The sequence below is a fragment of the Tropicimonas aquimaris genome, from assembly GCF_042676185.1.
Taxonomy (GTDB): domain Bacteria; phylum Pseudomonadota; class Alphaproteobacteria; order Rhodobacterales; family Rhodobacteraceae; genus Tropicimonas; species Tropicimonas aquimaris.
This window is the reverse complement of record NZ_JBHTJT010000007.1, coordinates 66561-78929: the sequence shown is the minus strand read 5'-3', so window position 1 is coordinate 78929 and position 12369 is coordinate 66561. Positions and strand designations below refer to the sequence as shown.

The window sequence follows — 12369 nt, the reverse complement described above, 5'->3', positions numbered from 1 at the left end:
TAATCGCCTCATGACAGCCCCGCCGCGGCCCCCTATAAGGGCCGCGATTTTCAGACTCTCAAGGACGGACCGCTTCCATGACCATCAAGGTTTTCGGCCACAAGGCCCCCGACACCGATTCCACCGGCTCGCCGATCATCTGGGCCTGGTACCTCTCGGAGATCAAAGGCACCCCGGCCGAGGCCAAGCTGCTGGGCGAGCCCAACACCGAGGCCGCCTTCGTGCTGGAGCGCTGGAACCTCGACAAGCCCGAGATCATCGCGCAAGCCGGCGCCGGTGCGCCCTGCGTCGTGGTCGACACCAACAACCCCGACGAGCTGCCGGCCGACATCAACGAGGCCGACCTGCTCCAGATCATCGACCACCACAAGCTCACCGGTGGCATCGAGACCAAGTCGCCGATCGACATTACCATGCGCCCGCTCGCCTGCACCGCCACCATCATGTACGACCTGATGGGAGACGACGCGGCCAGGATGCCCGAGGCGATCAAGGGCGCGATGCTGTCGTGCATCCTGTCCGACACGCTGGAATACCGCTCGCCGACCACGACCGAGACCGACAAGGCGCTGGCAGAGAAGCTGGCCGCCGAGCTGGGCCTGAACGTCGCCGACTATGCCGCCGATCTCTTCGCCGCCAAGTCCGACGTCTCGGCCTTCTCGGATGCCGACCTGATCCGGATGGACAGCAAGATCAACGAGGTCGACGGCGTGAAATTCCGCGTCTCCGTGCTCGAGACCACCGCGCCGCAGATCCCGCTCGACCGCAAGGCGAGCCTGATGGAGACCATGAAGACCGTCTGCGCCGAGGATGGCGTCGATCACGTGCTGCTCTTCGTCGTCGACATCCTCAAGGAAGAGGCGACGCTGCTGGTGCCGAACGACGTGGTCAAGGGCGTGGCCGAGAAGAGCTTCGGCGCCTCGGTCTCCGGCGACGCGGTCGTCCTGCCCGGCATCATGAGCCGAAAAAAGCAGATCATCCCGAACCTCAAGGTCTGATCCGGCCGCACGGCCCCGACCGTCGAAATGCCCGGCCATTCGCGCCGGGCATTTTGCGTTCTGCCCCCACGTCACACCGCGACCGGCGTTGACCGGTCCCATGCGGCTCTCCACCTTCTCGGGCAGGTTCAGACGGAGGAACGGACCATGCCCGACGGCGCTCCCAGCACCGATCCGACCGGCGGAGCGGCCGAGTTGCTGGCCCGCCAGCGCGACGCCTTTCTCGCCCACGGCACGCCCGACCTCGCCCACCGCCGCGATGCGCTCAAGCGCCTGCGCGACGCGATCGTGGCCAGCCGGGAGACCTTCGAACAGGCCGCGATGGCCGATTTCGGCAACCGCCCTGCCACCGAGACCGCGCTGATCGATCTCGGCCCCACCGTTCAGGCAATCGACCACATGCGGCGCCACCTGCGCGGATGGATGCGGCCCGAACGGCGGCGCGTCGGGCTTCTGATGCAGCCCGGCCGGGCGGAGCTGCGTTACCAGCCGCTCGGCGTGGTGGGAATCCTGTCGGCCTGGAACTACCCCGCGGGCCTCGCGCTGGTGCCGCTGGCCACCGCGCTCGCCGCCGGCAACCGGGCCATCGTCAAGGCCTCCGAACTTGCCCCCGCCACGGCCGAGGTGCTCAAGGCGATGCTGGGCGGGATCTTCGAACCGACCGAGGTCGCCGTGGTGATCGGGGACGCGGAGCTTGCCGCCGCCTTCACCGCCCTGCCCTTCGACCACCTGTTCTTCACCGGCTCCACCGCCGTCGGCCGCCACGTCATGCGCGCCGCCGCCGACACCCTCACCCCGGTGACGCTGGAGCTCGGTGGCAAGTCCCCGGTGATCCTGCAGGACGACGCGGATATCGACCTCGCCGCCGGTGACATCGCCTTCGGCAAGGCCGCGAACGCCGGCCAAACCTGCATTGCGCCGGATTACCTGCTCGCTCCCACGAAACTCATCCCGGCCTTCAGGGAGGCCTTCACCGGCGCCGTCCGCGCCTCCTATCCCGGCGGGCTGGCCGATCCGAACCTGACGACCATCGTCAGCGACCGCCACCATGCCCGCCTGCTCGGCCTGCTGGAGGACGCCCGCGCCCGCGGCGCCGAGATCGTCCCGGCGCTCACCGAGGGCGGCAACAGCGCCCATCCGCGCGCGGTCTCTCCGACGCTGGTGCTGAACGCCACGCCCGACATGGCGATCATGCAGGAAGAGATCTTCGGGCCCTACCTGCCGGTCGTCGCCGCCGAGACCCGGGCCGAGGCCATCCGCTTCGTCAACGTCCGCCCGCGGCCGCTGGCGCTCTATGTCTATGGGCGGGACCGCGACGGCATCGCCGAGGTGCTGGACCGCACCACCAGCGGCAATGTCACCGTGAACGGCATGATGCTGCATTACGCGATCGAGGGGCTGCCCTTCGGCGGCGTCGGCGACAGCGGGATCGGCGCCTATCACGGGGTCGAGGGCTTTCGCCGCCTCAGCCACGCCAAGGGCATCTACCGCGCTGGCCGCTGGCACGGATCGCGCCTGATCCGCGCGCCCTACAACCGCGTCGCCCGCCTCGCCGCCCGGCTGTTGCTGCGCTGAGCGCCCCCTGTTCGGCCCGCCCCCGCTGCGCTATAGCGCGGGGGACCGCGTAGAGGACGCGCATCCCCAGGCTCCGGAGACCCCATGACCCGCATCATCGAGCATTTCGCCGAGATTTCCGACATGTACGACGCAGCCTTCGTCGATCTCTGGGGCTGCATGCACAACGGGATCGCGGCCTTTCCCGACGCGGTCGAGGCCTGCCGGGCGTTCCGCGCCAGGGGCGGCAAGATCGTCATGCTGACCAATGCGCCGCGCCCGCGAGCGACCGTGGCCGAGCAGATGGCCCGGCTCGGCATCCCCGACGACGCCTGGGACACCATCGCCACCTCCGGCGATAGTGCCCGGCTGGCGATGTTCACCGGCGCGGTGGGCAGCAAGGTCTACCACATCGGCGAGCCCAAGGATGAGCCGTTCTTCGAACCGCTCAAGATGCTCGACGACCCGGTCGAGATCACCCGGGTGCCGCTGGAAGAGGCCGAGGGCATCGTCTGCACCGGCCCGTTCGATCCCCATGCCGACCCGGAGGTCAACCGCCCGGCCTTTCTCTACGCCAAGACCAAGGGGATGAAGCTGCTCTGCGCCAACCCCGACATCGTGGTCGACCTCGGCGAGACCCGGCAATGGTGCGCCGGCGCGCTGGCCCAGCTCTACACCGAGATGGGTGGCGAGAGCCTCTACTTCGGCAAGCCCTACCCGTCGATCTACGACCTCGCCCGGCGGCGCCTCGCCGAGGTCGGCTTCGTCCAGGACGACCGAATCGTGTGCATCGGCGACGGGATCGGCACCGACATCAAGGGAGCGGTCGGCGAGGGGCTCGATTCGGTGTTCATCACCGGCGGCCTCGCCGCGCAGGAGACGATGACCAAACGTCACCCGGAGCAGGTCGCGCTCACCACCTACCTCGAGGCGCACGGCATATCCGCGCCCTACGCCATGGGCTTCTTCCGCTGATCCCCGCGCAGGGCGCGTTTCAGCCCTTTTTGCCGGATGTTAGCGCCGCAACGCAGCACGCAGGACGCTGCTTCGCGGCATTGCGCGATTGCTGAGAAATGCCCACTTGGCACGAAACAAAGTTGCCGTAATTGCATATCAGCTTTGCGCTTTGTTTCTTTCTGCATTGCAGCAGGACGTGATTTCCGCTAGATAGGCCGGCAAGAAACCAAAGGATTGTCATGATGCTCGACAACGATACCGGTCACACGATCTTCCTTGAAGATCTGGAAATCGGCATGAAGCGTGATCTGACGAAACTGATCACCGATGAGGATATCCAGAAGTTCGCCGAGGTCTCGACCGACCACAATCCGGTCCACCTCGACGAGGAATACGCCAAGGAAACCGTGTTCGAGGGCCGCATCGCCCACGGCATGCTGACCGCCGGCCTGATCTCCGCCGTGATCGGAGAGCAGCTGCCCGGCCACGGCACGATCTACCTCGGCCAGACACTCAAGTTCATGGCCCCGGTGCGCCCCGGCGACATCGTCCATGTCGAGGTCGAGGTGGCCGAGATCGATCACAAGAAGCGCCGGGTCCGGCTGCTGACGCAGGCCAGCATCGGCAAGACCGTGGTGCTGCGCGGCGAGGCGAACGTGCTGGCGCCGTCCAAGAAACTGGACTGATCGTCGCCCCGCTTGCGCTCTCCTGTCCTCGCGGCTAGGGGAAGCGCATGAAGCGGATCACCTCCCTGGCCGACATCACGGACTCCGACCGCGGCGCCTTTGCCGCGATCGGCAATTTCGATGGCGTGCACCGGGGGCATCTGACCGTTCTTGACCTGACCCGCGATGCTGCCGCCCGCAGCGGCGCCCCGCTCGGCGTTCTCACTTTCGAGCCGCATCCGCGCGAGGTCTTCATGCCCGACGCGCCGCCCTTTCGGCTGATGAACGCCGAGGCACGGGCGCACAGGCTGTCCAAGCTCGGGGTCGACCTGCTCTTCGAGCTGCCCTTCGACGCGCAACTCCACGGCCTGACCCATGACGCATTCTGCCGCAATGTGCTGTCCGACGGGCTAGGCCTTGCCGGCGTCACCGTCGGGGCCGACTTCTGCTACGGCAAGGGACGGGCCGGCAATGTCACCACGCTGCGCGACGCCGGTCGCGACATGGGGTTCGACGTGGTGGTGGCCGAGCTGATCGGCAACGGCTCCGGCGAGCGCGTCTCCTCCACCGCGATCCGCGAGGCGCTCTCCGCCGGCGAGCCGCGCAAGGCGGCGAGCATGCTGGGCCACTGGCACCGCCTCGAAGGCCCGGTGGAACACGGCGCCAAGCGTGGCCGCACCCTCGGCTATCATACCGCCAACATGAGCCTCTCGGGCCTGCACCAGCCGCGGTATGGTGTCTATGCCGTGCTGGTCGAGGTGGTGACAGGGCCGCACGCGGGCAATTACCGGGGCGTGGCCTCCATCGGCATGCGCCCGATGTTCGACGAAACCGTTCCCAACATCGAGACCCACCTGTTCGACTTCTCGGGCGACCTCTACGACGCCCACCTCTCGGTCGGCCTCGTCGCCTACCTGCGCCCAGAGATGAAGTTCCCCGGCGTCGATGCCCTCGTCGCCCAGATGGACGCCGACAGCGCCCGCGCCCGCGAGATCCTCTCCGAGGTGCCGCTCACCGGCTTCCCGACCGCCGCCATCCAGGCCGAATGACCGCCCGCGCCCCCAGGAAACCGCGCCGGCCCGGCGCCACGGCCAAGACCTCGACGGAGCAGTTGCGCCCGCGGTTCTGGGAGCGTGTGCCGCTCGAGAAGATGAACACGGCGGAATGGGAGGCGCTCTGCGACGGCTGCGGCAAGTGCTGCCTCAACAAGCTCGAGGACGAGGATACCGGCGAGGTCGCCTTCACCCGCATCGCCTGCCGCCTGCTCGACGACGACACCTGCCGCTGCACCCATTACGAGATCCGCCACCAGTTCGTGCCCGATTGCGTGACCCTGAGCCCGCAGAACATCGGCAGCCACGCCTATTGGATGCCCCGCACCTGCGCCTACCGGCTGCTGGCCGAGGGCAAGCCGCTCTATTCCTGGCACTATCTGATTTCCGGCGACCGCGAGAGCGTGCACCGCGCCGGCGTCTCGATGCAGGGCATGACCCTGTCGGAATTCGACGTGCCCGAGGAAGACTGGGAAGACCACCTGCTCGACGGCGATCTCTGACGCGCGGGCGCGAAATCGGCCATTAAGCCGACGTTATTCCCTGTCGTCTAGGAAGAGCGGGACTTCAGGGGAATTGGACTTCCCGATGCTACGCTCCCTCCTCTCCCGTCTTTCCACCCGTATCTACGGAATCGTCGCGCTCGCGGCCCTGCTGATCTTCGTTCTCGCCGAAGTGCTGCTATCGATGGCGGTCGACAGCGCCTTCGAGATGCGCCAGCAGCACCTGAGCGACGTGGTCGAAACCGCAACCAACCTGCTCGACAATTACGCCGCCCATTTCGAACGCGGCGAACTGACGCTGGAGGAGGCGCAGGCGGAAGCCCGGGAAGCCTTGAGCCTGGCGACCTATGGCACGGACGGCTATTTCTTCGCCTTCACGCCGGACACCGAGATTCTGGTCCTGCCCGCCAAACCCGAGTGGGTCGGCACCAACCAGGCCGATTACGAGGACGCCAAGGGCCTGAAGCTCTACCAGGCGCTGCGCGACGTGGCGCTGAAGGAAGGCGCGGGCTCCGTGACCTATCACTTCATCAGGCCGGATACGACGGTGCCGGAGGAAAAGATCGGCTTCGTCGTCCATTACGACACCTGGAACTGGATTGTCGGCACCGGCTCCTACGTCTCCGACATCCACACCACTTTGTCTGGCCTGCGGACCTTCAGCCTGATCGCGATGGCGGTCAGCATCGTCGCCATGGTCGGTGTCTCGACCCTGCTCGTGCGCAGCGTGACCCGCCCGCTCGCCGCCCTGATCGGCCGGATGCGCGGGCTCAAGGAAGGCGATGTCGAAACGCCGGTTCCGCTGATCGACGCGCGGAGCGAGGTCGGCGACATGGCCCGCTCGATCGACGTCTTCCGCACCGCCCTGGTCGAACGGACCCGGCTCGAGGCCGAGCAGGCCGCCAAGGACAAGGAACTCGCCCGGCAGCGCGAGGCCGCGCTGGAGCAGGAGAGCCTGATGCAAAAACGCGAGGCCGAGGCCGCCACGCATCGCCAGCAGGAGGAGGCCCGGCAGGCCGCCGAACGCGAGGCCCAGCGGGCCGAGGCAGAGGCGGAGCGGGAGCGCGTGCGCGCCGAACAGGAGCTGGTCGTCAGCAGCCTCGCGCAATCGCTCAACGCGATGTCCCAGGGCGACCTGTCCACCCGCCTGACCCAGACCTTCCCGCCCGCCTACGAGGCGCTGCGGAAGGATTTCAACAACGCGGTGGAACGGGTCTCCGAGCTTGTCGGCTCGATCGTCGAGGGCGCAGGCCACATCAAGTCCGAGACAAGCAGCCTCAACGCCGCCGCGGTCGAACTTGGCCGGCGCACCGAGTCGCAGGCCGCCTCGCTGGAGCAGACCGCCGCCGCGGTGACCGAGCTGACCTCTTCGCTGGAAAGCTCCACCCACGGCGCCCGCGAAGCCGCCGGCACGGTCTCGCGCACCCGCGACCGCTCGCGCGCCGGCAAGGAGGTCGTACACCGCACCATCGACGCCATGACCGAGATCTCCGAGAGCTCGGGGCGGATCTCCAAGATCACCGGCGTGATCGACGACATCGCCTTCCAGACCAACCTTCTCGCGCTCAACGCGGGCGTCGAGGCCGCCCGGGCAGGCGATGCCGGCCGCGGCTTCGCCGTCGTCGCCTCCGAGGTGCGTGCGCTGGCGCAGCGCTCCTCTGAAGCCGCGCGGGAGATCGCCCAGCTGATCGCGACCTCGGGCCACCAGGTGGAGACCGGCGTGCAGCTCGTCAACGAATCCGGCACCTCGCTCGAGGAGATCGAGAAGCTGGTGGCCCAGCTCGACGAGTTGGTCAGCGACATCGCGGAATCCTCCGCCCAGCAGGCCACCGGGCTGAACGAGATCTCCTCGGCGATGAACCAGCTAGATCAGGTCACGCAGCAGAACGCCGCCATGTTCGAGGAAACGAACGCCGCCGTCTCCGCCCTGCAGGCCCAGGCCACCGCCCTCGAACGGGACAGCGCCAGCTTCACCCTCGCCCGGCAGGAGACCGACGCCCTCCGGATCGCCTCCTGACCGCATGAGCCGCCGCGCACCGCTCCTGCCGGTGCGCGGCCCCTTCCCTTGCCCGGGCTGCGGGACTAGACCGGGGCCATGTATTTTGCCTCCGACAACACCGGCCCGATTCACCCCAGGATCCTCGACGCGCTCGCCCGGGCGAACACCGGCTACGCGCCGGCCTATGGCGCGGACCCGCTGACCGTCGAGGTCGTTCAGACGCTCCGCGAGATCTTTGAAGCGCCCGAAGCCGCGGTGCATCTGGTGGCGACCGGAACCGCGGCGAACTCGCTCCTGCTCTCCACCGGCACCGCCCCCTGGCAGACGATCTTCTGCTCCCGCGTCGCCCATATCCACGAGGACGAGTGCAACGCGCCCGAGTTCTTCTCCGGCGGCGCCAAGCTGACCCTGGTTGAGACGGTCGATGGCAAGATGACCCCGGAGGGCCTCGTGGCGGCCATCGAGGCCGAGGAGACCCGCGGCGTCCATGGGCCGCAGCGTGGGCCGGTCTCGCTGACCCAGGCCACCGAGAAGGGCACGCTCTATACGCTGGAGGAACTCCGAGCGCTTTCCGAGGTCGCCCACCGCTTCGGCCTGCCCGTCCATATGGACGGCGCGCGCTTCGCCAATGCGCTGGCAAGCCTCGGATGCAGCCCCGCCGGGATGACCTGGAAGGCCGGCATCGACATGCTGAGCTTCGGCGGCACCAAGAACGGCCTGATGGGCGTCGAGGCCGCGATCCTCTTCGACCCGGCCCGCTCGATGGAATTCGAACTGCGCCGCAAGCGCGGGGCGCATCTGTTCTCCAAGCACCGCTACCTCGCCGCGCAGATGCAGGGCTACCTGGAAGGCGGGCTCTGGCTCGAGATGGCCGGCGCCGCGAATACCGCCTGCCAGCGCCTCGCCGACGGGCTGCGCAACGCGCCCGGCGCCAACCTGATGTTCCGCCCCGAGGCCAACATCGTCTTTGCCCGCCTGCCCCGCGCCACCCATCGCAGGCTGTTCGAGGCAGGGGCGCAGTATCACTTGTCGGACGACACACTGGACGGCGGCCCGGAGGACGCCCCGCTCGCGGCGCGCTTCGTCACCGACTGGTCGGCCGAGCCCGCAGAGACCGACCGCTTCCTGTCCCTGCTCTGAGGCCGACCGGCAGCACACGGCGCCTGGCCGGCTGGAGCCGGGGCGCCACCAACCCAGGCGGGGCACCCCGCCAAGCGACGAGGAAGCCATGGGCAAACGAAGCCGTTTCTGGGACCTGATCGCGCGGCGCTACGCCCGGATGCCGGTGCGCGACGAGGAGAGCTACCGGGAGAAACTGGCGATCACGCGCTCCTACCTGCAGCCGGACTGGGATGTGCTGGAGATCGGCTGCGGCACCGGCACCACCGCGCTGGGGCACGCGCCCCATGTGCGCCGCTTCCGCGCCGTCGATTCCTCGCCGAAGATGATCGAGATATGCCGCGAGAAGGCCGCCGCGGCCCCGACCGAAAACATCGCCTTCGACTGCGCCGATTTCGACGAGATCGACCAGCCCGTCGGTAGCCTCGACGCGGTGCTGGCGATGAGCATCCTGCACCTGCTCGAGGACCCAGACGCGGCATTGGCCCGGATCCACGCCATGCTGCGCCCCGGCGGCATGTTCTTCAGCAGCACCACCTGCATCGCCGATATCGACAATGCCATCGCCCGCTACCTGCTGCCTGCCGCCGCGGCGCTCCGGCTGGTGCCACGAATGACGCAGCTCGGCCGCGCGGAACTGCACCGGCGTATCGAGGCCGCGGGCTTCGAGGTCCTGCGAGACTGGCAACCGGGCGACGATCCGGCCAAGGCCGTCTTCATCGTCGCCCGCAAGCCTGCGCCGTAAGGCGCGCGCTAAAGACGCCCGGCCAGATGGGCGTCGAGATCTTCGAGCCGGTCATGGCCCCAGAACCGCTGGTCCTCGCCGGTGATGTAGAAAGGCGCGCCGAAGACGCCCCGGTTCACCGCTTCCTCGAGGTTGGCGGCATAGGTCTCGGCCCCGGTCAGGAGACCGGAATCCGCGAGGCTCGGATCGAAACCGCAATTGCCGAGGCACTCGCGCACCACCGCGTCGTCGGCGATGTCCTTTTCCTCGGCCCAGACGGCCCGCAGGAAGGCCTGGGCCAGCGGCCCCACGTCGCCACCGGACTTCTGGGCCGCGATGATCGCGTAGGACGAGGGCGCGGCGTTGGTCGGGAAATGCGCCGGCTTGAAATTCATCGGCATCCCGGCCTTCTTCGCGCCGCGTTGCAGCTCCTGCATCCGGTATTCGAGCCGCGCGGGATGCCGGTCCTTCACCGGAATGCCGCCGGTGCGGGGAAACAGCGCGATGATGTCCAGGGGCTTGTAGGCGATGGCCGCGCCGTGCCTGGCGGCGATTTCCTCGAGCCGGTTTCCGGCGAGATAGGTGAAGGGCGAGATGGTCGAGAAGAAATAGTCGATCTGGGTCATGTGGGCCTCCTGGGGTGCGTGGCGGAGCCTAGCCTCCGGAATGTGGCGGGCAAGCCCTAATCGGGTGTCGAAAACCGCACTCGGGGGCCTGTCGGGCCGACACGGTGTTTTCAAGCCGCGCCCCATGCGTTACGGCGATCACGTCACATCCCTGTCACGATTCCGTTCACTCCGGAGCCTGCTGCCATGCCAAACCACACCCAGCCGAAGCTGATCTCCGGCAATGCCAACCTGCCATTGGCGCAGGCGATCTCGCGCCGCGTCTCGATGAGCCGCGGCATGTCCGTCGGGCTCGTCGACGCCCGCGTCGAGCGGTTCAACGACCAGGAAATCTTCGTCGAGGTTTACGAGAACGTCCGCGGCGAGGACATGTTCATCATCCAGCCGACATCGAACCCGGCCAACGACAACCTGATGGAGCTGCTGATCATGTCGGACGCGCTGCGGCGCTCCTCGGCCGCCCGCATCACAGCAGTGATCCCGTATTTCGGCTATGCCCGCCAGGACCGGCGCACCAAGGCACGCACCCCGATCTCGGCCAAGCTCGTGGCCAACATGATCGACGTGAGCGGGATCGACCGGGTCCTCACGATGGACCTGCACGCAACCCAGATCCAGGGCTTCTTCGACATCCCGGTGGACAACCTCTACGCCGCGCCGGTCTTCGCGCTCGATATCCGCCACAAGTTCAAGAAGAAGCTCGACAAGCTCACCGTGATCAGCCCCGACGTCGGAGGCGTGGCCCGCGCCCGGGAACTGGCGAAACGCACCGGCAGCGCGCTGGCCATCGTGGACAAGCGCCGCGAGAAGGCCGGCGAGGTCGCCGAGATGACCGTGATCGGCGACGTGAAGGGCCAGACCTGCATCATCGTCGACGACATCTGCGACACCGCCGGGACACTCTGCAAGGCGGCGGACGTGTTGATGGATGCCGGCGCCAAGGAAGTCCATTCCTACATCACCCACGGCGTGCTGAGCGGCCCGGCGGTGGAGCGGATCACCAAGTCGTCGATGAAATCCCTCGTCATCACCGATTCCATCGAGCCCACGGAAGCCGTGCAGAAGGCGGAGAACATCCGGATCGTGCCCACCGCGCCGATGTTCGCCCAGGCGATCCTCAACATCTGGAACGGCACCTCGGTGTCGTCGCTGTTCGACCACGAGGCGCTGGCGGCGATCTACGAAGGCACCTACTGACCGCCCCGCAGCGTACCCGGTCCCAAGGGGCCCGCGCTGACGCGCGGGTGCCTCCGGCGGGGATATTTCAGGACAGAAGAAGCAGAGCCGGCGCGCCCCTGCGCTAGAGCTTCCAGTCGTCCTCGTGGGGCAGCTCGCCAATGGCGAGCCACGTGGCGCGGACGCGGGCCACCTGCGTGTCGCCCCAGGTGCGGAACACCAGATCGAAGCCGGTTTCGCTGACATTCTCGGCCGAGATGTCGGCGCGCTGGTTGGAATCGCGGTCGATGTCCCACATGGCGAGACCGGCGTGCACCACCGGTGGCTGGCGGAAGGGTTCGGAAAACCGCACCACCTCGCGAACCTCGCGGGGTCCGGTTCCGGCCCACATCGGGCCGCCATCCTGGAAATCGGAAAACAGGACGCTCTGTCCCTGATCGACCCCGATGAGATAATTGCGCATCCGTTCCATCAGGTTGCGATAGCAGCATATTCCGGCATGAATTGGAACGCCTTGCGAGGCCGTGTACGCCCAGAGACGAAAAGGGCCCCGCGTCCGGAGACGCGGGGCCCTGGAATTTCCGAATGGCGCGGGATTACTCCATCGCTTCCATCAGGTGCACCAGGTCGGCAACGAATTTCTCCGCCACGTCCCGCGTGTCGCCGGTGGCCTCGGCGGCGCGCTTGCGCGCGTCCTCGAGGAAGCCTTCCAGCGCCGCACGGGAGTCCGCCGCGCCGACATAGGCCCGCTCGGCCAGGACCGACATGGATCCGGCGTTGATCTCGGCGAAGCCGCCGGTCACCGCGAAGCTGGTCTCGGAGCCGTCGGCGCCGGTGACCTTCACCAGGCCGGGGCGCAGGGTGGTGATGACGGGAGCATGCTCCGCCATCACCGTCATGTCGCCCTCGGAGCCCGGGATCTGGACCTGGGTGGCCTCAAGCGACGCCAGCCGCTTTTCCGGGCTTACCAGATCGAACTGCATCGTGTTGGCCATG

13 protein-coding genes are annotated in these 12369 nt (G+C 67.7%); 10 read left to right on the top strand and 3 right to left on the bottom strand.

Annotated features, from left to right (window positions below; translation table 11 throughout):
* Positions 1–77 precede the first annotated feature (77 nt).
* The 9 genes from ACFQ2S_RS04020 (at position 78) to ACFQ2S_RS03980 (ending at position 9592) form a co-directional block, all read left to right on the top strand.
* Positions 78–998 carry a manganese-dependent inorganic pyrophosphatase gene (locus tag ACFQ2S_RS04020; RefSeq protein WP_386072914.1) on the top strand — a complete coding sequence of 307 codons (921 nt, stop codon included), beginning with the start codon at positions 78–80 and terminating at the stop codon, positions 996–998.
* A gap of 147 nt (positions 999–1145) precedes the next feature.
* On the top strand, positions 1146–2573 hold the full coding sequence (locus tag ACFQ2S_RS04015; protein ID WP_386072913.1) for a coniferyl aldehyde dehydrogenase: 1428 nt from the start codon (positions 1146–1148) through the stop codon (positions 2571–2573).
* Positions 2574–2657: 84 nt separating this feature from the next.
* Positions 2658–3527 carry a TIGR01459 family HAD-type hydrolase gene (locus ACFQ2S_RS04010; RefSeq protein ID WP_386072911.1) on the top strand — a complete coding sequence of 290 codons (870 nt, stop codon included), beginning with the start codon at positions 2658–2660 and terminating at the stop codon, positions 3525–3527.
* Between the two features lie 224 nt (positions 3528–3751).
* Entirely contained in the window at positions 3752–4195 is a 444-nt protein-coding gene (locus ACFQ2S_RS04005; RefSeq protein ID WP_386072910.1) for a MaoC family dehydratase, read from the top strand.
* Between the two features lie 47 nt (positions 4196–4242).
* Positions 4243–5223, top strand: coding sequence for a bifunctional riboflavin kinase/FAD synthetase (locus ACFQ2S_RS04000; protein ID WP_386072908.1), 981 nt, complete (start codon positions 4243–4245; stop codon positions 5221–5223).
* 101 nt (positions 5224–5324) lie between these two features.
* Positions 5325–5729, top strand: coding sequence for a YcgN family cysteine cluster protein (locus ACFQ2S_RS03995; RefSeq protein ID WP_386073626.1), 405 nt, complete (start codon positions 5325–5327; stop codon positions 5727–5729).
* An 85-nt stretch (positions 5730–5814) separates the two neighbouring features.
* The gene (locus tag ACFQ2S_RS03990) at positions 5815–7746 is read left to right on the top strand and encodes a methyl-accepting chemotaxis protein (RefSeq protein WP_386072907.1); all 1932 of its coding nucleotides are present in this window, start codon (positions 5815–5817) and stop codon (positions 7744–7746) included.
* Between the two features lie 78 nt (positions 7747–7824).
* The gene (locus tag ACFQ2S_RS03985; RefSeq protein ID WP_386072905.1) at positions 7825–8868 is read left to right on the top strand and encodes a threonine aldolase family protein; all 1044 of its coding nucleotides are present in this window, start codon (positions 7825–7827) and stop codon (positions 8866–8868) included.
* Positions 8869–8956: 88 nt separating this feature from the next.
* Positions 8957–9592, top strand: a complete 636-nt coding sequence (locus ACFQ2S_RS03980; RefSeq protein WP_386072903.1) for a class I SAM-dependent methyltransferase — start codon at positions 8957–8959, stop codon at positions 9590–9592.
* Between the two features lie 8 nt (positions 9593–9600).
* On the opposite strand, the gene ACFQ2S_RS03975 is transcribed toward ACFQ2S_RS03980, so the two are convergent.
* A complete protein-coding gene (locus tag ACFQ2S_RS03975; protein ID WP_386072902.1) occupies positions 9601–10197 on the bottom strand; it encodes a 2-hydroxychromene-2-carboxylate isomerase in 597 nt (198 codons plus the stop codon).
* Positions 10198–10383: 186 nt separating this feature from the next.
* Here ACFQ2S_RS03975 and ACFQ2S_RS03970 point away from each other — a divergent pair, with 186 nt between their 5' ends.
* The gene (locus tag ACFQ2S_RS03970) at positions 10384–11394 is read left to right on the top strand and encodes a ribose-phosphate pyrophosphokinase (RefSeq protein WP_386072900.1); all 1011 of its coding nucleotides are present in this window, start codon (positions 10384–10386) and stop codon (positions 11392–11394) included.
* Positions 11395–11497: 103 nt separating this feature from the next.
* Here the strand turns inward: ACFQ2S_RS03970 and ACFQ2S_RS03965 are convergent, their stop codons facing one another.
* A complete protein-coding gene (locus ACFQ2S_RS03965; RefSeq protein WP_386072898.1) occupies positions 11498–11845 on the bottom strand; it encodes an H-type lectin domain-containing protein in 348 nt (115 codons plus the stop codon).
* A gap of 124 nt (positions 11846–11969) precedes the next feature.
* A complete protein-coding gene (locus ACFQ2S_RS03960) occupies positions 11970–12368 on the bottom strand; it encodes a F0F1 ATP synthase subunit epsilon (protein WP_386072896.1) in 399 nt (132 codons plus the stop codon).
* Position 12369 lies beyond the last annotated feature (1 nt).

Bases quoted from the DNA above. Each gene is read 5' to 3' on its own strand.
- ACFQ2S_RS04020 (WP_386072914.1), top strand. From the start codon at position 78: ATGACCATCAAGGTTTTCGGCCACAAGGCCCCCGACACCGATTCCACC.
- ACFQ2S_RS04015 (WP_386072913.1), top strand. From the start codon at position 1,146: ATGCCCGACGGCGCTCCCAGCACCGATCCGACCGGCGGAGCGGCCGAG.
- ACFQ2S_RS04010 (WP_386072911.1), top strand. From the start codon at position 2,658: ATGACCCGCATCATCGAGCATTTCGCCGAGATTTCCGACATGTACGAC.
- ACFQ2S_RS04005 (WP_386072910.1), top strand. From the start codon at position 3,752: ATGCTCGACAACGATACCGGTCACACGATCTTCCTTGAAGATCTGGAA.
- ACFQ2S_RS04000 (WP_386072908.1), top strand. From the start codon at position 4,243: ATGAAGCGGATCACCTCCCTGGCCGACATCACGGACTCCGACCGCGGC.
- ACFQ2S_RS03995 (WP_386073626.1), top strand. From the start codon at position 5,325: ATGAACACGGCGGAATGGGAGGCGCTCTGCGACGGCTGCGGCAAGTGC.
- ACFQ2S_RS03990 (WP_386072907.1), top strand. From the start codon at position 5,815: ATGCTACGCTCCCTCCTCTCCCGTCTTTCCACCCGTATCTACGGAATC.
- ACFQ2S_RS03985 (WP_386072905.1), top strand. From the start codon at position 7,825: ATGTATTTTGCCTCCGACAACACCGGCCCGATTCACCCCAGGATCCTC.
- ACFQ2S_RS03980 (WP_386072903.1), top strand. From the start codon at position 8,957: ATGGGCAAACGAAGCCGTTTCTGGGACCTGATCGCGCGGCGCTACGCC.
- ACFQ2S_RS03975 (WP_386072902.1), bottom strand. From the start codon at position 10,197: ATGACCCAGATCGACTATTTCTTCTCGACCATCTCGCCCTTCACCTAT.
- ACFQ2S_RS03970 (WP_386072900.1), top strand. From the start codon at position 10,384: ATGCCAAACCACACCCAGCCGAAGCTGATCTCCGGCAATGCCAACCTG.
- ACFQ2S_RS03965 (WP_386072898.1), bottom strand. From the start codon at position 11,845: ATGGAACGGATGCGCAATTATCTCATCGGGGTCGATCAGGGACAGAGC.
- ACFQ2S_RS03960 (WP_386072896.1), bottom strand. From the start codon at position 12,368: ATGGCCAACACGATGCAGTTCGATCTGGTAAGCCCGGAAAAGCGGCTG.